Source organism: Amycolatopsis acidiphila, assembly GCF_021391495.1.
In the GTDB taxonomy this organism is placed as follows: domain Bacteria; phylum Actinomycetota; class Actinomycetes; order Mycobacteriales; family Pseudonocardiaceae; genus Amycolatopsis_E; species Amycolatopsis_E acidiphila.
This window is the reverse complement of record NZ_CP090063.1, coordinates 4,072,837-4,096,443: the sequence shown is the minus strand read 5'-3', so window position 1 is coordinate 4,096,443 and position 23,607 is coordinate 4,072,837. Positions and strand designations below refer to the sequence as shown.

The 23,607-nt window shown below is 72.5% G+C and carries 20 protein-coding genes and 1 pseudogene; 12 read left to right on the top strand and 9 right to left on the bottom strand.

The features are described 5' to 3' along the window. Positions 1-6 precede the first annotated feature (6 nt). Positions 7-900, bottom strand: coding sequence for a LysR family transcriptional regulator (locus tag LWP59_RS19945; RefSeq protein WP_144636972.1), 894 nt, complete (start codon positions 898-900; stop codon positions 7-9). A 102-nt stretch (positions 901-1,002) separates the two neighbouring features. Here LWP59_RS19945 and mdlC point away from each other — a divergent pair, with 102 nt between their 5' ends. The 8 genes from mdlC to LWP59_RS19905 all read left to right on the top strand — a co-directional run bounded on the left by mdlC (position 1,003) and on the right by LWP59_RS19905 (position 11,142). Further along, the gene (mdlC, locus tag LWP59_RS19940; RefSeq protein ID WP_144636970.1) at positions 1,003-2,586 is read left to right on the top strand and encodes a benzoylformate decarboxylase; all 1,584 of its coding nucleotides are present in this window, start codon (positions 1,003-1,005) and stop codon (positions 2,584-2,586) included. Positions 2,587-2,613: 27 nt separating this feature from the next. Then, entirely contained in the window at positions 2,614-3,840 is a 1,227-nt protein-coding gene (locus tag LWP59_RS19935) for an MFS transporter (RefSeq protein ID WP_144636968.1), read from the top strand. A gap of 301 nt (positions 3,841-4,141) precedes the next feature. Beyond that, the gene (locus LWP59_RS19930; RefSeq protein WP_229857504.1) at positions 4,142-4,435 is read left to right on the top strand and encodes an ArsR/SmtB family transcription factor; all 294 of its coding nucleotides are present in this window, start codon (positions 4,142-4,144) and stop codon (positions 4,433-4,435) included. A 20-nt stretch (positions 4,436-4,455) separates the two neighbouring features. Next, the gene (locus LWP59_RS19925; RefSeq protein ID WP_144636964.1) at positions 4,456-5,460 is read left to right on the top strand and encodes an LLM class flavin-dependent oxidoreductase; all 1,005 of its coding nucleotides are present in this window, start codon (positions 4,456-4,458) and stop codon (positions 5,458-5,460) included. A gap of 98 nt (positions 5,461-5,558) precedes the next feature. Beyond that, positions 5,559-7,259, top strand: coding sequence for a CocE/NonD family hydrolase (locus LWP59_RS19920; protein WP_144636962.1), 1,701 nt, complete (start codon positions 5,559-5,561; stop codon positions 7,257-7,259). Next, positions 7,253-8,344 carry an LLM class flavin-dependent oxidoreductase gene (locus LWP59_RS19915; RefSeq protein WP_186383175.1) on the top strand — a complete coding sequence of 364 codons (1,092 nt, stop codon included), beginning with the start codon at positions 7,253-7,255 and terminating at the stop codon, positions 8,342-8,344. Before LWP59_RS19920 ends, LWP59_RS19915 begins: the two co-directional genes overlap by 7 nt. A 60-nt stretch (positions 8,345-8,404) precedes the next feature. Continuing rightward, the gene (locus tag LWP59_RS19910; RefSeq protein ID WP_144636958.1) at positions 8,405-10,120 is read left to right on the top strand and encodes a sigma-54-dependent Fis family transcriptional regulator; all 1,716 of its coding nucleotides are present in this window, start codon (positions 8,405-8,407) and stop codon (positions 10,118-10,120) included. Between the two features lie 287 nt (positions 10,121-10,407). Beyond that, positions 10,408-11,142, top strand: a complete 735-nt coding sequence (locus LWP59_RS19905) for a transglycosylase SLT domain-containing protein (protein ID WP_229857505.1) — start codon at positions 10,408-10,410, stop codon at positions 11,140-11,142. Between the two features lie 6 nt (positions 11,143-11,148). On the opposite strand, the gene LWP59_RS19900 is transcribed toward LWP59_RS19905, so the two are convergent. Continuing rightward, positions 11,149-11,571 (bottom strand): DUF6292 family protein, encoded by a 423-nt coding sequence (locus LWP59_RS19900; RefSeq protein ID WP_144636956.1) that lies wholly within the window; start codon positions 11,569-11,571, stop codon positions 11,149-11,151. Between the two features lie 188 nt (positions 11,572-11,759). On the opposite strand from LWP59_RS19900, the gene LWP59_RS19895 reads away from it, so the two are divergent. Beyond that, positions 11,760-12,980: an MFS transporter gene (locus tag LWP59_RS19895; protein ID WP_144636954.1), complete on the top strand. Its 1,221-nt coding sequence runs from the start codon at positions 11,760-11,762 to the stop codon at positions 12,978-12,980. Between the two features lie 5 nt (positions 12,981-12,985). Here the strand turns inward: LWP59_RS19895 and LWP59_RS19890 are convergent, their stop codons facing one another. After that, positions 12,986-14,035, bottom strand: a complete 1,050-nt coding sequence (locus tag LWP59_RS19890; protein ID WP_144636952.1) for an aldo/keto reductase — start codon at positions 14,033-14,035, stop codon at positions 12,986-12,988. Positions 14,036-14,277: 242 nt separating this feature from the next. On the opposite strand from LWP59_RS19890, the gene LWP59_RS19885 reads away from it, so the two are divergent. Next, a complete protein-coding gene (locus tag LWP59_RS19885; protein ID WP_229857560.1) occupies positions 14,278-14,826 on the top strand; it encodes an SDR family oxidoreductase in 549 nt (182 codons plus the stop codon). A gap of 122 nt (positions 14,827-14,948) precedes the next feature. After that, entirely contained in the window at positions 14,949-15,104 is a 156-nt protein-coding gene (locus LWP59_RS19880; protein WP_186383174.1) for a hypothetical protein, read from the top strand. Between the two features lie 128 nt (positions 15,105-15,232). Here the strand turns inward: LWP59_RS19880 and LWP59_RS19875 are convergent, their stop codons facing one another. From LWP59_RS19875 to LWP59_RS19845, 6 genes are all read right to left on the bottom strand, one after another. Further along, a complete protein-coding gene (locus tag LWP59_RS19875) occupies positions 15,233-15,667 on the bottom strand; it encodes an Hsp20/alpha crystallin family protein (RefSeq protein ID WP_144636950.1) in 435 nt (144 codons plus the stop codon). A gap of 103 nt (positions 15,668-15,770) precedes the next feature. Continuing rightward, the gene (locus LWP59_RS19870) at positions 15,771-16,421 is read right to left on the bottom strand and encodes a GntR family transcriptional regulator (protein WP_191334808.1); all 651 of its coding nucleotides are present in this window, start codon (positions 16,419-16,421) and stop codon (positions 15,771-15,773) included. After that, positions 16,414-18,600: a penicillin acylase family protein gene (locus LWP59_RS19865; protein WP_186383398.1), complete on the bottom strand. Its 2,187-nt coding sequence runs from the start codon at positions 18,598-18,600 to the stop codon at positions 16,414-16,416. The genes LWP59_RS19870 and LWP59_RS19865 overlap by 8 nt, the downstream gene beginning before the upstream one ends. Next, the gene (locus LWP59_RS19855) at positions 18,597-20,423 is read right to left on the bottom strand and encodes an oligopeptide/dipeptide ABC transporter ATP-binding protein (protein WP_144642440.1); all 1,827 of its coding nucleotides are present in this window, start codon (positions 20,421-20,423) and stop codon (positions 18,597-18,599) included. The genes LWP59_RS19865 and LWP59_RS19855 overlap by 4 nt, the downstream gene beginning before the upstream one ends. 79 nt (positions 20,424-20,502) lie before the next feature. Next, complete coding sequence (locus LWP59_RS19850) at positions 20,503-21,732, bottom strand: threonine synthase (RefSeq protein WP_144642441.1); 1,230 nt, start codon at positions 21,730-21,732, stop codon at positions 20,503-20,505. 168 nt (positions 21,733-21,900) lie between these two features. Continuing rightward, on the bottom strand, positions 21,901-22,254 hold the full coding sequence (locus tag LWP59_RS19845; protein ID WP_144642443.1) for a MarR family winged helix-turn-helix transcriptional regulator: 354 nt from the start codon (positions 22,252-22,254) through the stop codon (positions 21,901-21,903). Positions 22,255-22,355: 101 nt separating this feature from the next. Between LWP59_RS19845 and LWP59_RS19840 the strand changes: the two are divergent. Beyond that, positions 22,356-23,580: pseudogene (locus LWP59_RS19840) on the top strand (MFS transporter). Positions 23,581-23,607 lie beyond the last annotated feature (27 nt).

Sequence of the window (23,607 nt, the reverse complement as noted above, 5' to 3'; positions counted from 1 at the left end):
TGTTTCTCAGCCAAGCACCTCGCGCATGAACTCCACCAGCCAGTGCTGCGCCGGCGTCCGGGCGTGGGCGTGCCGGGTGTAGATGGACACCTGCGCGGGCTCGACGTCCATCGGCAGCTCGAGCAGCCGCACCCGGTGCTCGGCCGCGAAGACCTCGGCCACCAGCCGCGGCACCATCGCCATCAGCTCGCTGTCCTGCACCAGGTACGGCAGCGTGGCGAACCGCGTCACCTCGAGCGCCACCCGGCCCAGGAGGCCGTGCGCCTCCAGCGCACGCCGCGGCCCGTGGTGCCCGGCCGGGCCGAACACCGCGATGTGCCGCTCGGCGGCCAGCGCCGGAAAGCCCACCCGGTCGCCCCGCAGCCGCGGGTGGTCGGCGGCGACCATGCCGACGTAGCCCTCGGAGAACAGCGGGACCCGTGCCACCCGCTGGTCGACGAGCAGCGGCGAGGCGATGAACGCGTCGATCTCGCCGCGGCCGAGCTGGTCCGCGGCGTTCACCACGTCCAGCGGGCGGACGGTCAGCGTCACCCCGGGCGCCCGGCCCGGCAGGGCGGCCATCAACCGCGGCAGGAGCGACACCTCGCCGAGGTCGGACAGGCACAGCGTGAACGCGGCCCGCGCGGACGCCGGGTCGAACGAGCGGGCACCGCTGACCGCCGCCTCGATCTCGGCGAGCGCGCTGTGCAGCGGCTCGTACAACGTCTGCGCGGTCGTCGTCGGCACCAGCCCGTTGCCGGTGCGGCGGAACAGCTCGTCGGAGAACCGCCGGCGCAGCTTCTGCAGCCCGTAGCTCACCGTCGGCTGGGTGACGTGCAGGGTCTGCGCGGTCGCGGTCACGCTGCGGGTCTCGTACAGCAGCACGAACGTCCGCACGAGGTTGAGGTCGAAGTCCGGCATTATCGATCCTCTCTATGACGCACGTGGGCAACATTGATTGGAACACGGTCGGACATTCCGCCTACGCTCTGGTCCATCGCAGCCGTCAAGGAGGACCCGCGCATGCCCACCGCCCGCCGGATCGCCCACGAGTTCCTGGAACGCCAGGGGCTGACCACGATCTTCGGCAACCCCGGCTCGAACGAGCTACCCTTCCTCGCCGAGCTGCCCGGCTCCTTCCGGTACGTGCTCGGCCTGCACGAGGGCGTCGTGGTCGGGATGGCCGACGGCTACGCCCAGGCAACCGGCCGCCCGGTGCTGGTCAACCTGCACGCCGCCGCCGGCTCGGGCAACGCGATGGGCGCGCTGACCAACGCCGTCTCCTCCCGGTCGCCGCTGGTGCTCACCGCGGGCCAGCAGGTGCGCTCGGCCATCGGCCTGGAGGCCATGCTCGCCAACGTCGACGCCACCACGCTGATGCGCCCGCTGGTCGGCTGGTCCGGGGAACCGAGCTGCGCCGCCGACGTCCCGCGCTCGCTCGCGCAGGCGGTGTTCGAGGCCGGGCTCCAGCGGCGCCCGACCTACCTTTCGGTGCCCTACGACGACTGGTCGGCCGAGCTCGACGCGAACGCCGCCGTCACGCTGGACCGCTCCGTGCAGCGGGGCCTCGTGCCGGACGAGCAGCAGCTGGCCGCCGTCACCGACGCGCTCGGCACCGCGCGCAACCCCGTCCTCGTGCTCGGCGCCGACCTCGACACGGCCGGGCTGTTCGACCGCGCGGTCGCGCTCGCCGAGCACCTGGACCTGCCGGTCTGGGTGGCGCCCTCACCGCACCGGCTGCCGTTCCCCAACCGCCACCGGCTCTTCCGCGGGGTGCTGCCCGCGGGCATCGAGCCGGTGTCGTCCGCGCTCACCGGGCACGACCTCGTGCTCGTGCTGGGCGCGCCGGTGTTCCGCTACCACCAGCACGTGCCGGGCCCCTACCTGCCGGCGGGCACCCGGCTCATCCAGGTCACCGACGACGCAGGCGCCGCCGCCCGCGCGCCGATGGGGGAGGCGCTCGTCGCCGACCCCGCCCCGGTGCTCGAGGCGCTGCGCACCCGCCTGCCGGCCCGGCCGGGCGCCGCCGACGGCCCCCGGTTCCTGGCCAACCCCGAACCGGCCACCGCGGACGGCGCGCTGCACCCGGAGCAGGTGTTCGCCGCGCTGCGCGAGACCCAGGCGGCGGACACCTGCTACGTCGTGGAGTCCACCTCGACCAACGCCGCCTGGTGGCGGCAGATGGACCTGCGCCGCGCGGGCTCGTACTTCTTCCCCGCCGCCGGCGGCCTCGGGTTCGGCATGCCGGCCGCGGTCGGCATGGCGATGGGCCTGCCCGACCGGCCGGTCGTCGCGGTGATCGGCGACGGTTCGGCGAACTACGGCATCACCGCGCTGTGGACCGCGGCGCAGTACCGGGTGCCGGTGACGTTCGTGATCCTGCGCAACGGCACCTACGGCGCGCTGCGCTGGTTCGGGCAGGTGCTGGGCACCCCCGACGTGCCGGGCACCGAGATCCCGGGCCTGGACTTCGTGCCGATCGCCGAGGGCTACGGGGTCCCGGCCACCACGGTCACCGGCGCCGAGGACCTGCGTGCCCAGCTGAAGACGGCCTCGGCGGGCCCGCGCCTGATCCAGGTCGACACGGCGGCCACCAGTCCTGAGTAAAACCCTTCCATCCCAAGGAGTACGGCAATGACGACGTCTCCCACCCGGTCGGTCACCACGGCCGTGCTGTGCTGGCTGACGGTCCTGCTCGAGGGCTACGACCTGGTGGCACTCGGCGCGACCATCCCGACGCTGCTGAAGACCCACCACCTCGGCTTCACCGCCGCCGGGGCCACGGCTGTGGCCACCGTGTCGCTGGTCGGCGTCGCCGTCGGCGCCGCCGGGCTCGGCCCGCTCACCGACCGCTTCGGCCGGCGCGGCATGCTCATCGGCTCGGTGCTGCTGTTCTCGCTGTTCACGCTGCTGACCCCGCTGGCGCCGAACGTCGCGGTGTTCGGCGTGCTCCGGTTCGCCGCCGGGCTGGGCCTGGGCGCCTGCATGCCCGTGGCGCTCACGGTGATGTCGGAGAACCTGCCCGCCCGGCGGCGGGCGAGCGCGAGCACGTTCACCATGACCGGCTACCACGTCGGCGCGGTGCTCACCTCGATCCTCGCGCTCGTGGTGGGGGAGAACTGGCACGTGCTGTTCTACGGCGGCGGCGCGGTGGGGCTGGCCGTGGTGCCGCTGATGTGGTGGCGGCTGCCGGAGTCGGCCGCCTACCTCGCGGCGAAGGAACAGCCGGAGGTGGAGAAGGTCAGCCTGCGCTACCTGCTCGGCCCGAAGTACCGGCGGATCAGTCTCGCGGTGTGGGCGGGCTCGTTCATGGGGCTGCTGCTGGTCTACGGGCTCAACACCTGGCTGCCACAGCTGATGCGCAGCGCGGGCTACCCGATCTCGACCTCGGTCGCGCTGCTGCTGGTGCTCAACGTCGGGGCGATCATCGGGCTCGTGCTCGGCGGGGTCGTCGCCGACCGGCGTGGCATCCCGCCGATCGCGCGGCTGTGGTTCGGCGCCGGCGCCGTCCTGCTCGCCGTGCTGAGCCTGCACATCGGCAGCAGCGTGCTGCTCAACGCGCTGGTGCTGCTGACCGGCGTGTTCGTGTTCTCCGCCCAGGTGCTGATCTACGGCTACGTCGCGCAGGCCTTCCCGGCCCGCGCGCGGGGCACGGCGCTCGGGCTGACCTCCGCGGTCGGCAGGCTCGGTTCGATCGTCGGCCCGTTCATCACCGGCGCGCTCGTCACCGCAGGTGTCGCCTACCCGTGGGGCTTCTGGTTCTTCGCGGCGGTGGCGGTCCTCGGCCTGGTCGCCGTGCTGTTCCTGCGCGCCCGCACGGCGGAGACCCGGGCGGCGGACGAACCGGCGCTGCAGGGCTGAGCGCGGCCGCCGCCGGTGCCGCCGAGCACCGGCGGCGGCCGGCCGCGCAGGCCGCGATCCGCCGCCGAGCGACACAGCGCACTCGCCGCCTCGGCGTTCCCGTCTGGCCGGCACCGCCGCTCGCCGGAGGAGTCGCACCGCCGTTCCCGTCTGGCCGCCACCGCCGCTCGCCGGAAGAGTCGCCCGCCGCCGGTCGCGGCGCCGTCCCCGAGCGAGCCCACCCGGTGAGCGGGATCATGGTGCCCCGCGCCCGCGGGAGGACTAACTTCGGAAATCAGCGAAATACCGAAGGAAGGTGCGCGTGCTCGACGAGTGCAAGGCCCTGGCGAACGAGACGCGGCTGCGCATCCTCGAGTGGCTCAAGGACCCGGCCGCCAACTTCCCCGCGGCGGCGGGCGAGACGGCCGAGCTCGGCGTGTGCGTGGGACTCATCCAGCAGCGGACGGGCAGCTCCGCCTCCACCGTCTCGGCACACCTGGCCATCCTGCAGCGCGCGGGCTTCCTGCTGGCCACGCGACGCGGGCAGTGGACCTACTACCGGCGCGACGACGCCCGCATCCGCGCCTTCACCGAACGACTCCACCGCGTCCTCTGACGCGACGAAAGGCAGCCATCATGCCCCTCGCTCTGTCGATCCTCGACCTGGCGCCGATCGCGCCCGGGCAGACCGCGCGCGAAAGCCTCCAGGCCAGTGTCGCGCTCGCCCGCGCCGCCGAGCGCAGCGGCTACCGGCGGGTGTGGTACGCCGAGCACCACAACATGGCCTCCATCGCCTCCAGCGCGACGAGCGTGGTCATCGGCCACATCGCCGCGCACACCGAGAGCATCCGCCTCGGCTCGGGCGGCGTGATGCTGCCCAACCACTCCCCGCTGGTGATCGCCGAGCAGTTCGGCACCCTGGAGTCGCTCTTCCCGGGCCGCATCGACCTGGGCCTCGGCCGCGCGCCGGGCAGCGACCAGAACACCACCCGCGCGCTGCGCCGCGACCCGATGTCGGCGGACTCCTTTCCCCAGGACGTGCTGGAGCTGCAGGGCTATCTGCGCGGGAAGTCGCGGGTTCCCGGCGTGCAGGCGGTGCCGCGCGCCGAAGGCGAGGTGCCGCTGTACATCCTCGGCTCGTCGCTGTTCGGCGCCCAGCTCGCCGCGCAGCTCGGCCTGCCGTACGCCTTCGCGTCCCACTTCGCTCCCGACGCACTGCACCAGGCCGTCGCCGTCTACCGGGACACGTTCCGGCCCTCGGAGCAGCTGGCCGAGCCGTACGTCATCGCCGGTGCCAACGTGTTCGCGGCCGAGGACCACGACAAGGCGCTCGAGCAACGGGAGATCTCCTACCGTGCCAGGGCGCGCTCGATGATCTCGCGTGGCCCCGGTGGCGGGAACTTCACCGACGCCGAGATCGACGCGTTCCTGGCCTCGCCGAACGGGCGCCACCTCAGTTCGATGACGAAGTACACCGCGGCGGGCACGCCTGCCGAGGTCCGCGCGTACCTGGAGGAGTTCGCGGCCTCGATCCAGGCCGACGAGCTCATCGTCGCCCACCAAGCCCAGCAGGCCGAGGACCGGGTGCGCTCGGTGGAGCTCACCGGCGAGGCGATGGCGGCGGCCGCCCTGCGGGGCTGACCGCCGCCCGTCTCAGAAGTGAGACGGACCAGGCACCCCGCCGGCCGTAGCGTAACCAGCGCAAGCCCTCGTCAGAGCGATGCAGGGGAGGGGCGCCGGTGACCGGGACGCTGCCAGGACTGGACACGCACCTGCTCGAGCGGGTCCGGACACCGATGCGCGACGGCGCGCACCTCGCCGGCATTCTGTACCGCGACGCGGCCGGGCCACGGCCGGTCATGCTCGTGCGGACGCCGTATGCCGAGCCGCTGTCCCGCTCGCTGCCCGTGCTGCCCGCCCTCGACGCGGGTTTCGCCGTGCTGGTGCAGGACTGCCGCGGCACCGGGCGCTCCGACGGAGAGCTGCGAACGTTCGAGAACGAGACCGCCGACGGGCTCGACACCCTCGGCTGGCTCACCCGGCAACCGTGGTGTGACGGCAGGATCGTCATGTACGGCATGTCCTACCTGGGCATGGTGCAGCTCGCGGTCAGCGGCCACCGCCCCGGCGGGCTCGTCGCGATCGCTCCCACGGTCACGCCCGACGACTACCGGGACGGGCTGGTCTACCGCCAGGGCGCCTTCCAGCTCGGGCAGGCGCTCGCCTGGCATCTGCTGACCGCCGCCCAGCTGCTCCCGCGGAACGCCGGGCGCGACGGGGTGGCGGCCGCACTCGCCGGGCTGGCGGCGGATCCCGAGTCTGCCTACCGGGCGCTGCCGCTGTCCGACCGGCCGGGGCTGACCGACATCCTGCCCGGCTGGCGCACCTGGCTCGGCCGGGAGAACGACCGGAAGTACTGGCAGGGCATCAGCTACGCCTCCCGGCGCGCCGGGACGGCCGTGCCGGCACTGCACGTCGGCGGGTGGTTCGACCTCTTCCTCCGCGGCACCCTCGGCAACTACACCACGATGGCGCCCGCGGGCGGCCAGCACCTGATCGTCGGGCCGTGGTCGCACGCGGACCAGTCCGGCATCACCGGCGAGGTGTACCACCCCGGCGGCAGCGCGCAGGCCATCCGGCTGGAGCACCAGCAGCTGCGCTTCCTGCGCGAGAGCGCGGACGGTGCGCCGGCGTCCTTGCCCCCGGTCCAGGTCTACGTGATGGGCGCGGGCCGCTGGCGCACCGAGAACGAGTGGCCGCCGGCGCGCACCGACCGGCAGACCTGGTATCTCGGCGCCGACGGCTCGCTGGGCCGCGACCTTCCCGGCGCGGGCACGGCCGAGTACGTGCACGACCCGCGCGACCCCGTGCCCACCGTCGGCGGCGCCATCCTCATGGCAGGCAGCCGCGACGGCGGGCTCGGCTACCAGCCGGGATCGCGGGACCAGCGGCTGCTCGACGCCCGCACCGACATCCTGCGCTTCACCGGCCCGGTGCTCGACCACGACGTGGAGGTCACCGGGCCGCTCACCGTGCACCTGCACGCGGCCACTTCCGCCGCCGACACCGACTTCACCGCGAAGCTCGTCGACGTCCATCCCGGCGGCCGGGCCATGGGCATCGCCGACGGCATCGTGCGGGCCCGCTACCGGTCCGGAATGGACACACCGCTCCCGGTCGTGCCCGGGAAGGTTTACGAGTACAGGATCGACGTCGGTGCCACGAGCCAGCTCTTCCGGGCGGGACACCGGATCCGCGTCGACATAGCCAGCTCGAACTTCCCGTGCTTCGACCGCAACCCCGGCACCGGCACGCCCGCCGGACAGGTCACCGAGGACGAGTTCGTCCCAGCCACCCAGTGTGTCCACTTCGGACCAGAACACCCCAGCTCGATCCGCCTTCCCGTCATCCCAGCGGACAAGGGAGACCAGCAGTGCTGAACATCGGGATCAACCTCGGCTTCGGCCGGCTCGACCCGTCGCTGACCGACGAGCAGCTGTACTCCGGCGAGCTCGACGTGGCGGTGGAGGCCGAACGCCTCGGCTACGACAGCGTCTGGGTCGTCGAGCACCACTTCTCCGACTACTCGCTGTGCCCGGACAACCTGCTCGTGCTCGCCCATCTCGCCGGGCGCACCTCGCGGATCAAGCTCGGCACCGCCGCTGTGATCCTGCCGTGGAACGATCCCCTGCGGGTGGCGGAAAAAGCGCTCATGGTCGACAACATCTGCGGCGGCAGGCTGTTGCTCGGCGTGGGACGCGGCCTGTCCCGCACCGAGTACGAACCCTTCCGCATCCCGCTCGGCGAGACCCGGGACCGGTTCGACGAGGCCGCGCCGATGCTCTTCGAGGCCCTGGAGAGCGGCGTCATCGAAGGCGGCGGCCCGTACTACCCGCAGCCCCGCGCGGAACTGCGGCCGCGGCCGCGTAGCTCCTTCCTCGGCCGGCGCTACTGCGTCGCCGGCTCGCCGGACTCCGTGGTGATGGCGGCGAAGCTGCGGGCGAAGATGATGTCGTTCATCGTCCGTCCGGTGCCCGACCTGATGCCGACCTTCACCCGCTACCGGGAGCTGTACGAGGCCGGGCACGGCGAGATCGCGCCGCCGATCTCGCTCAACGTCAACATGTACTGCCACGAGGACGACGAACTGGCACGCGAGCGGCACTTCGAGTACGTGAACCGGTTCTTCATGTCCAATGTGGAGCACTACGAGATGGCGGGTGAGCACTTCGCCGGCGTCAAGGGCCACGAACGGTACGCGGCCAACGCGGCCTACTTCCGCGAGATCGGCCTCGAGAAGGCCGCCGACGACTACGCGGCGACCGCGCTGTGGGGCAGTCCCGAGCGCGTCCTCGGCCATATCGAGGCGATCCGCGACGTGCTCGGCGACTTCGAGCTGACCCTGGCGCCGGCCTTCGGCGGGATGCCCTACGAGCACGCGCGCGCCAGCCTCGGGCTGTTCGCCCGCGAGGTGCTGCCGAAGGCCCGCGGCCTGCGGGGTGCGGCGGTCAGCGTCGCGGCGTAACCGTTCCACGGGACGGAAAACCGGCCTGGCGTGGGTGCGGACGCCGGTACCGTCGGGGCCATGACGACGCCGATCCCGCGCACCGCGGCCGACTGGCGGCGCGTGCGCGAGGTCAAGCTCGAGGTGCTGGCCCGCGATCCGTTCTCCGTGGACCCGGCGCAGTACCCGGGCGTCCGGCCCGAGGTGGTCGTGTCCTGGCGGCGGTCGATGCTCGCCGGTGTCGACCCCAGCGCCCGCACGTACGTCGTCGACGAGGAGTTCCGGCCGCGCACCCGGCTCGCGGCGGTGGCACAGCCGGTGCTGCGCCGGCTCGAGGACGAGATCTCCGATCTCAATTCCTGGGGCTTCCTCGCCGACCGCGCCTGCCGGCTGCTGACGCTGGTGGTCGGCGACTTCCCGCAGGCGGGGCGGGTGCACCGGCAGCGCCTGTGCCCCGGCATGTCCTTCGGCGAGGACGTCATGGGGACCAACGGGCTCGGCTGCGCGCACGAGACCCAGCAGGCCTTCGTGATCTCCGGCACGGAGCACTTCCGGGCCGACAGCGAGATCCTCACCACGACCGGCGTGATCATCCGCGACCCGTTCACCAAGCGGTACGCGGGCACGCTGGGCGTGCACTGCATGCGGGAGTACGGCACGGCCGCGCTGCTGCCGCTGGTGGTGGAGATCGGGCGGTCGATCGAGGCGCGGCTGCTGGGCAGCCGGAGCGACGGCGAGCGGGAGCTCTTCGACGCGTTTTCGGCCGCACAGCGCCGGTACCGGGATCCGGTGGTGGCGGTGAGCAAGCAGCTCTGCGTGGTGAGCACGCGTGCCCGGGCCGTCGTGCACGAGGCCGACGAGGAGTTGTTGCGCCGCATCGCCGGGGAAACCGGTTCGTGTGGACGGAAGACGCGGCGCACCCTGAGCTCCGGGGCGAGTGTGACGATCCAGGTGCTCCCCGTCCGTCAGCCCAGGGGCGAGTTCGGCGCCGTGCTGGTGCTGCGCCCGGCCGGGTCCCGTCCGGAGTGCGCGGACCCGGCCTGGGTTTCGCCGGACCCGATGGACGATTTCCGCCACTCGCTGGCACGCGCGCTGGGGCAGCCGGTGCTGCTGACGGGCGAACGGGGCTGTGGCAAGCGGCACGAGGCGAAAGCGGCGCTGGGAGGCGGGATCGCCGAGTTCGACGGCGCGCTCGCGCACCTCGATCCGGAGAACTGGTTGCACCGCCTCGCGGAAGCTGTCGGTGAGGGGCGGCCGGTGCTGCTCGGCCACGTCACGGAGGTACCGCCGGAGCTGGTGGCGAGCGTGACCGGGCTGGTGGCCGGCGCGTGTGGGCCGGTGGTGGGCACCGCCGCCGACGACAACGGTGCGGCCGAGGTTCGCGAGAGCTTTCCCGTGCTGCTGACGGTGCCGCCGCTGCGTGAGCGCCGGAGCGAGTTCGGGGCCCTGTGCGCGGCGCTGCTCGCCGGTGCGGGGGAGGAGCCCGTCACGCCGGCCCCACGCGCGGTGGCCGCGCTGCTCGCGAGCGACTGGCCGGGCAACGTCCGGCAGCTGCGGCAGGTGCTGGCGAGCGCCCGGATCCGGGCCCGTGGCCCCGTGCTCGACCTGCGGGACCTGCCCGCGCGGCACGGGCGGAACAGTGCCGGGCACCCGCTGGACGAGGTGCGCGCCGCGGAGCGGCGTGTCCTGCTGGCCGCGCTGCGTGAGAGCGGCGGGGACCGGGCACTGGCGGCGGACCGCCTGGGCGTCTCGCGGGCGACGGTGTACCGGAAGCTCAAGCGTCACGAACTGCATTGATCCGGTGCCGCGCCGTCGAATTACGCACGTGCAATTCAGTGCAGTAGCAATTCCGTTACCAGTGGTCAGAAAGAGGGCCTGAGCAGCGGCTCCGACCAGCGCGGGAATTGTTTCAAACCTGATGTATCTGTGGGTCTCGTCACCGTCACGTGATCTGGCCGTTTCGAGTTCGTAACCTGGCCGAGGTCCTGCGGAGATCCGCGGCTCACCGCTCACCGTGGACCCCGCCGGCCTGGCCCCCGACACGGTCGGCGTGTGCACACCCCGACCCGAGGAGACCTGCGAACGTGGGCAACCACAGATCGAACAAGCGCGCGAAACGAAAATACCCGCCGTTCCTCCCGACCCGGCGGCACACCCATGGCGCACCCGCCACCCGCGGTCTCGGCCGCCTCGGCGCCCGGACCTCCATTTCGGCCGGCGTGCTGGTGATGTCCGTCGCCGGCGCGGCGACCCCGGTCGCGCTCGCCGGCACGGCCCCGGCGCCGCCGCCGGCCGGCCCCGGCACCCAGAGCACCCCGGCCCTGCTCGGGCTGCCCGACAGCTGGGGCGGCGCGACCGGCGCCCCAGCCGTCGTCCTTCCCCTCGCCCAGCCGGGCGGCGAGCCGCCCAAGGTCGCCGCGCCGCCCGCGGGCAGTGCGGAGCCACAGGCCGCGCCCGCCGGCGACCGGCTGGACCAGTGGATCACCGAAGCCGTGGACATCATGCGGCAGCAGGGCGTCCCGGTGTCCACGGCGGACATCCCGGGCATCCGCACGATCATCGAGAAGGAGTCCGACGGCGACCCGGACGCGGTCAACCACTGGGACGCCAACGCCAGGGCAGGGCACCCCTCGAAGGGCCTGATGCAGTGCGTGGACCAGACCTTCCAGGCGAACAAGCTCGCCGGGCACGATGACATCTTCGACCCGGTCGACAACATCATCGCCGGGGTCCGGTACACGATCAGCCGCTACGGCGGCTTCGACGCCCACCCGGGCCTGGCGTCGCTCAGCCGGGGCGAGGGCTACCGGGGCTACTGACCGCCGCTACAGGACGGGCCGCTCCAGATAGGGAGTCAGCTCGGCGGTCAGTTCCGCGACGCTCCCCGCCAGGACAGGCGACGGGGACGGCGTGCGACCGGCCCGCACCTCGGCCAGGAACTTCACGACCACGCGTGGCTCGGCGACCACCGGGCCGCCGAGCCGCGCGACGGTCAGGTCCTCGCCGGACGGCGTCTCCAGCACCGCCGACCACCCCTGCCGCTCGTGCCACAGCAGCGCCAGATCGCAGCCGGGATGGGCGGCCAGCCGCCAGTCCAGCGCGATGTAGGCACCCAGCGGCGAGCCGAAGTCGAGCGAACAGGCCTCCCAGCCGCTGCCGATCGCGACGCTGACTGCCCGGATGTAGGCGCGCAGCCCGGCGTTGAGGGCGAAGTCGAGGTCGAGGTGGGGATCGGAAGCGAGAGTCACTGGCGTCAGCTCTTTTCGCGACGAGCCGGCCCGCCCCGGTGGGGGCGGCACCGGCGTTGCAACCAAACGATCTCTCAGTTCCCTGTCCGCGCGTGACGGAAACGTGTGCTCTGTCACGTCGGTAATTCGATGGCGTCCGCAGGGTTCACCGGGCACCCTGGCACGGTGTGGCTGGGGATGATCACCGCGTGAAGGACGGCTGGAGACGGTTGCAGGCCGTCGCGATCTCCGGTTCCGCGGCCGAGGGGCTGATGCTCGCGGCCCTGCCGCTGCTGGCGGTGTCGATCACGACCGATCCCCGCGAGGTGTCGTGGGTGAACGTGGCCGGGCAGTCGCCGTGGCTGCTGTTCTCGCTGTTCGCCGGGGTGCTGATCGACCGCGTCCGCCGCACGACCGTCCTCGCGTGGGCCTACGCCGTGCAGGTGCTCGCCGCGGTGACGCTGGCGATCGCGGGCTCGGCCCGGCAGCTGAGCCTGCCGCTGCTGCTGATCGTGGCGTTCGTGGTGACCTCGGCGCAGGTACTCGGGGACGGTGCGAGCGGCGCGCTGGTGCCGGACGTCGTCCCGCCGGAACGGTTCACCGCGGCCAACACCCGGCTGCAGCTCATCGACCGCGGGGTCGTGCAGTTCGTCGTGCCGCCGCTCACCGGGTGGCTCGTGGTGGTGAGCGCCGGGATGCCCGCGTGGCTCGCCTGCGTCGCGGCGGCGCTGGCCCTGGTGCTCGCGCGGGGTGTCTCGTCGGCGTCGGTCGTGCCCTCGCAGGCACATCCGCTGCGCGACATCGGGGAGGGGCTGAAGTACCTCGTCGGCACCCCGCTGCTGCGCTCGATCACCGTCACCGTCGCGCTGGGCTCGTTCGCCGCGAGCGCGGGCAGCGCGATGCTCGTGCTGTACGCGACGCAGGTGCTGCACATCGGGTCCGTCGGCTACGGCGCCCTGCTCGCGTGCCTCGCCGCCGGCTGGGTGCTGTCGTCCTTCGTGGTGCACCGGATCGTCGCGCGGCTGGGCTACTCCTGGTCGATGCGGATCGCGCAGCCGTTCGCCGCGGTGACGCAGCTGCTGATCGCCGTCGTGCCGCCATGGCCGCCGCTCGTCGGCGCGGTGCTGGTCGTGATGACCGCGGCGACGCTCGTGTGGAACGTGTGCTCGCAGTCGAGCAGGCAACGGTTCACCCCGGCGTCGCTGCTGGGCCGGGTGCTGACGAGCCACCGGGCGCTGGCGTGGGGCCTGACCCCGCTGGGCGCGCTCGCAGGCGGCCTCGTCGCCGCGCACTGGAGCCTGCGCGGGGTGTTCGTGATGGGCGCGGTGATCCAGGCCGTCGGGGCCGTGGTCGTGTGGCGGACCCTTTCCCCGGCCGCGTTCCGCGACGCGGAGCTGGCGGTGGCGGAAGCGCGGCCGGGGGTCCCGTGAAGCGCTTACAGGTGCGGGCCCAGCAGTGACAGGTCCGCCGGGCCGAGCCGGTCGGACGCCGTCTTCGCCTGGTGCCAGTACGGGTAGAGCAGCGGCGGGGCGCTCACCTCGTCCAGCCGCCGACGGTCCTCCTCGGACAGTCGCAGTGTGGCGGCGCCGAGGTTGTCGGCAAGCTGTTCCTCCGTCCGCGCGCCGATCACGACCGACGTGACGGCCGGCTTTCCCAGCAGGTAGGCGAGTGCGACCTGCGCCGGGGAGGCGTCGCGCGCCTCGGCGACGGCGACGAGCTCTTCGATGGTGTCGTAGAGCTTGTCCTCGTCGCGCACCGGCGGCTCGTCCCAGTCGGACAGGTGGCGCGAGCCCTGCGGCGCCTGCTGCCCGCGCCGGTACTTGCCCGAGAGCAGTCCGCCGGCCAGCGGGCTCCAGACCAGCACGCCGAGGCCCTGGTCGAGCGCGATCGGCACCAGCTCGTACTCCGCCTCGCGGGCCTGCAGCGAGTAGTAGATCTGCTGGCTCACGAACCGGTTGAGCCCGTGGCGTTCGGCGGTCGCCAGCGCCTTCATCAGGTGCCAGCCCGAGTAGTTCGACGCGCCGAGGTAGCGGATCTTGCCCGCCCGCACCAGGTCGTCCAGTGCGGCGAGGGTCTCCTCGAGCGGGGTGAGCCCGTCCCATTCGTGCACCTGGTACAGATCGATGTGGTCGGTGCCCAGGCGCCGCAGGCTCGCCTCGCACTCGCGCACGAGGTGGTGGCGGGACAGCCCGGCGTCGTTGGCGCCCTTGCCCATCGGCATCCGCGCCTTGGTGGCGATCAGCGCGCGGTCCCAGCGGCCCCGCATGACCTGGCCGACGATCTCCTCGGACAGCCCGCCGGAGTACACGTTCGCGGTGTCGATGAGGTTGACCCCGGCGTCCAGGCACAGATCCACCTGCCGGGTGGCCGTCTCGGCATCGGTGTTGCCGACATTGCTGAAGTTGCCGCGGCCACCGAAGGTCATCGTGCCCATGGTGAGCACCGAGACCCGCAGACCGGAACGGCCCAGTTGGCGATATTCCATGGGCCGACCCTAACGCGTGTCTTATAAGCGGCGGAGCCGCTTGTGCCTGCGCCTCAGCTTGCACCGCCACCCGCACCGCCGAGCAGGCCACTTCAAAACACTCCTAACCCCCGCGTGACGGTTCAGCGGCCTCGAAGCCGGGGCGCGGCCAGCCCGATGACGGCGCACACGATCGTCCCGGCGGCGGCGAGCGCGGCGCGGCGAAGGTCTACGCCACCGCGCGCGACCCGCACGCCGTCGACCTGCCGGGCGTCGAGCCGCTGCGCCTCGACGTCACCGACCCCGAGTCGATCGCGGCGGCCGCGTCCGTCGCGGGCGACGCGACACTGGTGATCAACAACGCCGGCATCTCGACCCACACACACCTCACCGACGGCGACATCGGCAACATCCGGCTGGAGATGGAGACGCACTTCTTCGGCTCGCTGGGCGTGACTCGGGCGTTCGCACCGGTCCTGGCCGCGAACGGCGGGGGCGGGTTCCTCAACGTGCTGTCCCTGCTGTCGTGGCTGCACGTGCCGGACTACGGGGCCTACTCGGCGGCGAAGGCGGCGGCGTGGGCGATGACCAACGTGGCGCGCCTGGAGCTGGCCCCGAAGGGGATCCAGGTGACGGGCCTGCACGTCGGCTACCTCGACACCGACATGGCGGACTACGTCGCCCCGGCGGACAAGATCGACCCGGCCGAGGTCGCCGCGCTCGCCCTCGACGCCGTCGAAGCGGGCCTGACCGAGGTCCTGGCCGACGAGCGTTCGCGTCAGGTCAAGCAGAACCTGCTGGCCACGCCGTAGCCGGGAATAGGACGTTTCGTTTCCGCGCTGTACAAGGCACTCGGAGAACGGCGCGGAGGTGCGAGATGAAGCGGTCCGGTTCGCGGCGAACGGTCGCGACGAGATGTGGCCGCCGGATCAGCGTGGGCCGGACGGTGCTGCCCACGGTTCCGCTGGGCTGGGTGACCGTCCGGATCTCCTCCGGCCGCGGCGACGGCGGGGAGGAGTGGGTGAGCCTCTCCCGCGCCGAGGCATCCGCACTCGGCGAAGCCTTGCTGGAGCAAGCCCGCGACCTCTGACGCGCGTCAGTCCTTTATGGACCGGAATCGGGTGGTGGTCCCGGCCGTTACGGCATCGGGACCACCACCCCGCGCGGAAGGCCTGCCGGCATCACCTGCCTTTCCCTTGGCGTCACAGGGGAAGTGGGTCAGGCGTTGAGCTGCTTGGGTTCGCTCCCGCCGGTGATGGCGATCTTGCGGGGCTTCGCCTTCTCGGCGATCGGGATGCGCAGTGTCAGCACGCCGGCTTCGTAGCCGGCGTCGATGTGCTCGGTGTCGAGGGTGTCCCCGAGGAACAGCTGGCGGGAGAACACGCCCAGCGGCCGCTCGGCGACCTGCATCTCGACGCCCTCCCCGGGGTGCGCGGGACGGCGCTCGGCCTTGACGGTCAGCACGTTGCGCTCGACGTTCAGCTCGATGGCGTCCGGGGTCACGCCGGGCAGGTCGAAGGCGACCACGAACTCGTCACCGGCGCGGTAGGCGTCCATCGGCATCGCGGCCGGCCGGGACCAGGTGCCGTTCATGCCGAACACCTGGGAGGTGAGCCGGTCCAGCTCATGGAAGGGATCGGTGCGCATCAACATCGTTGTCCCTCCTTCTCCTCTTGGTTGGTCTGTCAACGCGCACCATCAGGATAGGACGTCGTCCGTCCGATGACAAGAGAAATGTCGTCGATGGGATGACACTTCAGAGTGCGGTCTCCAGCGCGCGGATCACCTGCGCGACGTGCCGGCGCGTGGCCTGCTCCGCGGCCGCGGTGTCCCCGGACAGCAGGGCGTCGAGGATCTCGGCGTGCTCGTCGAGGCTCGCTTCCGGACGTCCGGGTACCGCGATCGTCACGTTCTGCCCGAGCCGCAGCTGGGCGCCGAGCAGGTCGGCGATCGCGAGCAGGCGGCGGTTCGCCGAACCCTGCCAGATCACCGCGTGGAAGGTGCGGTCCAGCTCGGCGTAGCGGGCGACGTCGCGCGCCTCGATCGCCGCGCGCTGGCCGTCGAGCAGTTCGCCCAGCTGCTTCAGCAGTTCGGGCGGGCGGGTACGGGCGATGTCGCGCGCGGCGAGGGCGTCCACGGCCGAGCGCAGCTCGTAGATGTCCCGCATGTCGCCCGCGGTCAGCTCCGCGACGAAGTACCCGGAATGCTGGCGCGCCACCAGGAAACCCTCGCGTTCGAGGATCGCCAGCGCGGCCTTCACCGGTGTCGGCGAGATGCCGAGGCGCTCGGCGAAGGGACGCACCGTCACCCGCTGGCCGGGGCGCAGCTCACGGGTGAGCACCGCGTGCCGGATCGCCTCGTACGCGCCGCGGACCAGGCTGCCCGCCTCGGAAGGCCGGTCACTCACCTGCTCGCGTCACCTCCGGATGCATCGGGACGAGCCCGTGCCGCTGCCACACGCCCAGCTGGTCAGCGTAATGGTCGGTGCCCGGCCGCCCGGAGGCTCCTCCCGGCACCACCCAGCCGGAGGCGCCCAGCTCCGCGAGGTCGAGGACCTGCCGGTACACCGACAGGTTGGTGATGTCGAACGAGGCGCCCGGCGACCATCCGTAGGCACCGTTCTGGATCGTCTCGTTGTCACCGCCGATGCCTGCCTGCGGCGGGTCGAACTCGGTGCCCACGACCGGGTGCAGCGGATGGCGCGCGGCGGTCGCGTGCACCTCGCCCCACGGCACGAGCCCGGCCTCGGTCGCCCGCTGCCAGCCGGCGGCGAGCGCGTCGACGAGCAGGTCGTCGTCCAGCTCCTGTGCGGGCCAGACCCCGTCGCGGGGCCAGGTGAGGGTCGCGAACCAGCGGCGCAGCACCACGGGCATGCCGGGCAGCCCGCAGGTCATCAGCCACGACCGGGTTCCTTCCCCGAGCTCGCGGTCCAGCACGCGCTGCGCGACCTCCCGGCGGAAGCACGCGTGCACCAGACCGGTCTCGCTCGACGGCCCCAGGTCGCCCTCGCCCGCGACGAGCACTGCGCGTGCCTTCTCGGCCTCGCCGGAGAACGGGCCGCGCCCGGCGAGCAGCTCCGCCCACCGCCGCGCCGCGACGGACCGCGTGTCGCCCTGCCAGGTCCGCATGTCCGCGAGGGTGGCCGGGCCCGACGCCGCCGCCAGTTCGTGGATGCGCTCGACCCGGTAGCAGTCGTTGCGCGCATGGGACACGAACGGCCGCTCGTCGGCGGTCACCGTGTTGTTGGCGGTGACGATGATGTCCTCGGGCGGGTCCTCGGTGCGCGGCATCTCGGCGAAGGGCACCAGGCCGCGCCAGTGGTGCTCACGCTGCCAGCCCGGTACCGGGACCTGGGTCGCGGCAAGGCTTCCGCGGGCGGGCAACCGGCCGCGCAGCAGGTAGCCGATGTGCCCGTCCACGTCGGCGGCGACGAGGTTGTTGAGCGGGTCGACCCAGCCGTCCTGCGCGTCGAGCAGTGCGTGCACGCTGTCCGCGAGCAGCATCCGCCGGAGGACGCCGAACTGCTCGCACGGGCCGTCGGTGGCGGTCCACCGCATCGACAGGGCCGCGCCGTCCCGCGGATCACCGTGCACGACCGGGCCGTTCGGTGTCAGCCAGCAGCGTTCGACGTGGTCCTCGCCGCCGCGGACGCGGATCCGCTCGTCCCGCACCGACGCCGGCCGCCAGCCGTCCGCGGTGCGCACCCGCTCCCCGCGGAACTGCTCGACGAACAGATCCTGCGCGTCCCCGGCGGCGTTCGTGATGGCCCAGCCGACGCGGCCGTTGTGCCCGAAGTGCGGGAAGCCCGGGATACCGGGGAAGGTCGCGCCCGAGACGGTGAACGCCGGGCAGGTCAGCCGCGCCTGCCAGTAGGTGTTGGGGGCGTCGAGGGCCCGGTGGGAGTCGTTGGCCAGCAACGGTTTTCCGGTGGCGGTGCGGCTGGCACCGAGCACCCAGGCGTTCGACCCGCCCTCGGACTCGGCGAGGAACCCGAGGTGCCCGGCCGCGGCCTCGACGTCCGCGCGCGCCCGTTCGAGCAGCTCCGCTCGGGGGTCGCTGTCGGGGATCCGGTCCAGCGGCGGCACGGTCACCCGCATGCCCGGCAGCGGGCGCGGGTCGAGCTTCGCCGCCGCCTCGGCGCCCGCCCTTGCGCGCAGCACCGCACGGGCGATCTTGTACTGCCACACGCCCATGAGCACGTGCCGGATCTTGAACGCCAGCACCGAGTCCTGGGGCGTCCACGGTTCCCAGCCGATGCCGCCGCGCTCGAACTCGGCAGGGGTGCCGTGTTCGGCGACGTAGGAGTTGATCCCGGCGGCGTACTGCTCAAAGGTGGCCAGCGTACGCGCGTCCATCGCGGCGACGTCGTTGTCGGCCGCGTCGGTCAGCCGCAGCCGCCGCGCGAGCCTGTCGGCGGGCAGGGCGCCTGCGCCGACGACCTCGGCCAGCCGCCCGCGCGCCCGCCGCCGGTCGTACTCCAGCTGCCACAGCCTGTCCTCGGCGCAGGCCCGGCCCAGCTCGAACCAGGCCTGCTCCTCGCTGTCGGCCACCACCGCGGGGATGCCGTATCCGTCACGGGTGATCACGCGACCGCCTGCGCGGTCTCGGCGTAGTGGCAGGCGGCCCTGCGGGTGCCGGAGACCCTGCGCAGCGCGGGGTCCTCGGTGCGGCACAGGCCGGTCGCCAGCGGGCAGCGAGGCGCGAAGGCGCAGCCGGTGCGCCCGGAGAGCGCGCCGGTGGCCTCCCCGATCCGCCGGACCGGGTCGGTCCGGGGGTGCTCGCGCACCCGCGGCCTCGGCGCGGCGGCGAGCAGCAGCTGTGTGTAGGGGTGGCGCGGATCGGCGAACAGTTCCCCGGTTGCGCCCTCCTCGACGATCCGGCCCAGGTACATCACCGCGACGCGGTGCGCCAGATGCCGGACCAGGGCCAGGTCGTGGCTGATGAACAGACGGGAGTTCGCGCCGTAGACCGGGTAGGCCTGGAACAGCGCGATGCCCGGCAGGTCCCGGTCGAGCAGTTCGAACGCCTCGCGATAGAGCTGCCTGCGCTCCGGCGGGTCGATGGTCTCGCGGGCCTGCTCGACGACCTTGCCGAACGCCGGGTTGCTGTAGGAGCTCCAGATCTCGCCGGTGTGGAACAGGGGGTAGATGACGCCGTCGGAGTCCAGGCAGGAGCACGACCACTTGCCGAACCGGATCGAGCCCCAGTCGTGCGACGGGTCCTGCACCTTCTTCAGGTACGTCGCCTGGTCGCTGTTCTGGATCTCGACCTGCAGGCCGACCGCGGCCAGGTCGCCCTGGATCGCCTGCACGACCTGCGGGTCGAACGACGGCGAGGTCGCCATCACCAGCTTCCCGCCGACGGCACCGGCTTCGCGCAGCAGGCGTTTCGCGTCGCCCGGGTCGTGGCGGTTGTCGGGCAGGGACGGGTCGTAGCCGAACGCGAGCGGCGTGGCCATCGAGTTGATCGGCCGGGCGTAGCCGCGTTGCAGGTTCTTGATCAGCGCGTCGTAGTCGATGGCCTCGGCGATGGCCTTGCGCACCCGCGGGTCGTTGGTGGGGCCGCCCTTGATGGCGTTGAAGGCGAGGTAGGCGACACGCTCGGTGGGCGTGGACAGGATCGCCAGCTTCGGGTCGCGGCGGATCTGGTCGGCCGCGTCCGGGGTCAGCGTCGTGGCCAGGTTGGCCTTGCGGGACTGCAGGTCCGCCACCCGGCTCGCCACGTTCGGCACCGCGCGGAAGATCGCGGTGCGGATCTGCGTGGGCGCGCCCCACCAGTGCGGGCTGGCCGCCAGCACGATCTCCGAGCCCGCGGTCGCCGACTGCAGCACGAACGGACCGGAGCCGACCGGCCGCACGGCGAACTGCTTGTCCCCGACCCGGCGCACGTAGTCCTGCGGCACCACGGACAGCGTGGTCAGGTAGCTCAGCAGGGTGGGGGACGGGACCGACGTGCGCACCACCAGGTCCGCGCCGTCGGCGCTCGCCTGGCTGATCACCGAGAAGTTCGCGTACCGCTGGCTGCCGAACTTCTTGTCCAGGATGCGGTTGACGGAGAACGCCGCGTCCTTCGCCGTCAGCGGCCTGCCGTCGCTGAACGTCACGCCCTGGCGCATGGTGAACCGCCAGGTCACCGGGTCGGTCTGGCGCCATGCCGTCGCCAGCCACGGCACGACCGCGTTGGTCTTCGGGTCCCGGCGCAGCAGTTGGTCGAAGATGTTGCGGTACACCGAGTACGTGTCGGTGTCGTACTGCTTGCCGGGGTCCAGCGTGGACGGGTAGTTGGCGGTGTCGATCACCACGGTGCCCGGACCGCGGCCCGCGGCCGCCGGTTCGATCCCGCAGGCGGCGGTGCCCAGGCAGAGCGCGGCGGCCAGCAGGATCGGTGCTGCCCGGTTACGTCGGTTCATCGGTCGGTCCCGTCCGATCGGCGCTGGGTGAAGCTATCAGATCAGATCCAATTTCGCCCGCCAAGACCGCACGGCGGAGTTAACCCGCGCGCAACACGGCGGGGATGGCGTCGGTCTTGGCCAGCAGCGGCGCGTCGACGGTCATGGTCTCCGGGTACTTGATGCCCGCGCCGGTGTTGAGCACGACGACCTCCTCGTCGCCGGCGAGCCACCCGGACTCGCGAAGCGGGCCGAGCGCGGCGAAGCAGGCCGCGCCCTCGGGGCAGATGAACGCGCCGTCGAGGGAGGCGAGGGTGCGCTGCGCCGCCAGCAGTTCGTCGTCGGTCACGGACACGGCGGTGCCTTCGGTCGCGTAGACCGCGTCCAGGACCAGGAAGTCGCCCAGCGCCTTGGGCACGGTGATGCCGAAGGCGACGGTGTGGGCGTCGGGGCACGGCTCGCTCTCCTTCGCGCCCCGGCGGAACGCTTCGACGATCGGCGCGCAGCCCTCGGCCTGCACCGCGACCAGGCGCGGCAGCTTGCCGGAGATCCAGCCCAGCTCCTGCATCTCGCGCAGGGCCTTGTAGATGCCGATGATGCCGACCCCGCCGCCGGTGGGGTAGAGGATCACGTCCGGCACCCGCCAGCCGAGCTGTTCGACGATCTCATAGCCCATCGTCTTCTTGCCCTCGAGCCGGTAGGGCTCCTTCAGCGTGGAGACCTCCTGGTAGCCCTCGCGCCCGGCCACCGCGGCGCCGACGAGCTTTCCCGCGTCGCCGATCAGACCGTCCACCCGGTACAGTTCGGCGCCCGCGGCCTGGCACTCCTTCATGGTGATCGCCGGGGCGTCGGCGGGCATCGCGATGAGGGCGCCCATTCCGGCGCGCGCCGCGTAGAGCGCCCAGGCCGCACCCGCGTTGCCGTTGGTGGGCATGGCGACGCCGCGCACGCCGAGCTCGGCGGCGCGGGACACCCCGACCGCGGCCCCGCGCGCCTTGAACGACCCGGTGGGCACCAGGCCCTCGTCCTTCATCAGCAGGCGGGGGACCCCGGCGCGCTTGCCGTAGCCGGGCACCGGCAGCAGCGGGGTCATCCCCTCGCCCAGGCTCACGATGTGCTCGGGGGAGTGCACCGGGAGCACCTCGTGGTAGCGCCACAGCGTGGCCTCGCGGGTGGCGATGTCCTGGGGCTGCACCGTTTCCCGCACCCGGTCGAGGTCGTAGCGCGCGAGCAGCGGGGCGCCGGCGGGGGAGGTGCCGGACACCTCGTCGGCCGCGAAGCGCTCCCCGGTGCGCGAGCATTCGAGGTGGGTGAGGAACGAGAACGCCATGCCGCCTCCAGGATCGAAAGTCCCGCCAGTTTGGATCCAAAATGGCGCCGACGTCAACCCTGACCACCGCGGGATCGGCTGGGCGCGTGCTCGGGCACCGCACGCGCGCTTCGGCCGCGATGGAAGGATCCCGTGTGGACAAACGAATTTCCCCGGCTCGACGGCGGGTCACACAGTCTGCGACAGCATCTCCGCGAGCACCGCGCGATGGGTCGGCTTGGCCTGCTCGTAACGCTGCTGCCCGGCGTGGGTGAGCGTCACGAAGATCCCGCGCCGGTCCAGCTCGCACAGCGAGCGCTCGACCAGCCCCTCCCGCTCCAGCCGGGCGACCAGACGTGAGGTGGCGCTCTGGCTCAGGTGCACGACCTCGGTCAGGTCCGCGCCCCGGCACTGGCCGGCCGACGCCAGGCCCTCGAGCGCCTCGAACTCGCTGACGCCGAGTCCGTGCTCCCCCTGCAAGCGGCTCTCGAGCGCCCCCGACACGGCCGCGTGGAGCGCCAGCAGGTCATGCCACCGCCGCATCAGGCCCTCTGTCCACCTCTTCGATACAGTGGAACGCCCGCCTGTGGGGCGTCCTGCTCACGGTGTCCACCGTCATCGGCCTCGACGCGCTCGACGTGTCGATGGTCGGCGTGGCCCTGCCGTCCATCCGGGCCGACCTGGGGCTGTCCACGAGCGCGCTGCAATGGGTCGTCAGCGGGTACGTGCTGGGCTACGGCGGCCTGCTCCTGCTCGGCGGCCGCTTCGTCAAGGGACTCGCGGCCGCCTTCACCGCACCGGCCGCGCTGTCGATCATCACCACGACCTTCCGCGAGGGCCCCGCGCGCAACCGCGCGATCAGCATCTTCGCCGTGTTCGGCGCGCGCGGGTACTCCGCCGGGCTGGTCTTCTCCGGGCTGCTCACCGAGGTCGGCTGGCGCTGGACCTTCCTGCTGCCGGTGCCGACCGCGCTCGCGGCGCTCGCCTTCGGCAGCAAGCTCATCCCCGTCTACCGGCCGGACCGCAGCCGCGGCGGCTACGACCTGCCCAGCGCCGCGGGCTCGCTCCTGCTCGTCTTCGCGGTGGTCGAGGCGCCCGGGGTCGGCTGGGCCTCGGCCCGCACCCTCGTCTCGTTCGTGGTCGCCGCGGCGTTGCTGGTCGCGTTCGTCCTGATCGAGAAGCGCAGCCCGCACCCGTTGCTGCGCCTGGGCATCCTGCGCTCGGGCCCGCTCGCGCGGGCGAACCTGGGCGGCGCGCTGTTCTTCGGCGCCTACATCGGGTTCCAGTTCGTGGCCATGCTCTACCTGCAGTCGGTGCTCGGCTGGTCGGCGCTGCGGACCGCACTCGGGTTCCTCCCTGCCGCGCTGATCGTGGCTCTCGCGTCGCCCAGGATCGAGCCGCTCATCGACCGCGTCGGCACGCCGCGCACGATCCTCGCCGGCGTCGTCGCCCACGTCGCGGGCTACGCGCTGTTCCTGCGGGTCGACGAACACTCCGGGTACTGGGGTTCGGTGCTCCCGAGCATGATCCTGCTCGGGATCGGCTTCACGCTCGCGTTCTCCTCGCTCAACATCCAGGCGACCACCGGGATCAGCGACGACGAGCAGGGCCTGGCCGGCGGCCTGCTCAACACCTCGCTACAGGTCGGCGGCGCGATCGGGCTCGCGGTCGTGACTGCGGTGCTCACCGCGAACGGCGGCGGGGACCGCCTCCGCGGCGGCCCTGCTCACGGGGCTGCCGCCGGCGCTGAGCGTAGTCACCGGCATCGCCGTGCTCGACCTGCTCATCGCGGTGTCCGGGGTGGCCCGGCGGCGCCGCGTGCAGCGGCCCGCGCTGGAGTTCACGATGGTCATCGACGAGATGGCCTGACACCGGCGCCGCACACCCGAGGGCGCG

What these genes read in the sequence shown, in the direction of transcription:
- LWP59_RS19855 (WP_144642440.1), bottom strand. Translation starts at nt 20,423, where the DNA reads ATGAACCGACGTAACCGGGCAGCACCGATCCTGCTGGCCGCCGCGCTC.
- LWP59_RS19910 (WP_144636958.1), top strand. Translation starts at nt 8,405, where the DNA reads ATGACGACGCCGATCCCGCGCACCGCGGCCGACTGGCGGCGCGTGCGC.
- LWP59_RS19890 (WP_144636952.1), bottom strand. Translation starts at nt 14,035, where the DNA reads ATGGAATATCGCCAACTGGGCCGTTCCGGTCTGCGGGTCTCGGTGCTC.
- LWP59_RS19935 (WP_144636968.1), top strand. Translation starts at nt 2,614, where the DNA reads ATGACGACGTCTCCCACCCGGTCGGTCACCACGGCCGTGCTGTGCTGG.
- LWP59_RS19850 (WP_144642441.1), bottom strand. Translation starts at nt 21,732, where the DNA reads ATGGCGTTCTCGTTCCTCACCCACCTCGAATGCTCGCGCACCGGGGAG.
- mdlC (WP_144636970.1), top strand. Translation starts at nt 1,003, where the DNA reads ATGCCCACCGCCCGCCGGATCGCCCACGAGTTCCTGGAACGCCAGGGG.
- LWP59_RS19945 (WP_144636972.1), bottom strand. Translation starts at nt 900, where the DNA reads ATGCCGGACTTCGACCTCAACCTCGTGCGGACGTTCGTGCTGCTGTAC.
- LWP59_RS19845 (WP_144642443.1), bottom strand. Translation starts at nt 22,254, where the DNA reads ATGCGGCGGTGGCATGACCTGCTGGCGCTCCACGCGGCCGTGTCGGGG.
- LWP59_RS19925 (WP_144636964.1), top strand. Translation starts at nt 4,456, where the DNA reads ATGCCCCTCGCTCTGTCGATCCTCGACCTGGCGCCGATCGCGCCCGGG.
- LWP59_RS19875 (WP_144636950.1), bottom strand. Translation starts at nt 15,667, where the DNA reads ATGTTGATGCGCACCGATCCCTTCCATGAGCTGGACCGGCTCACCTCC.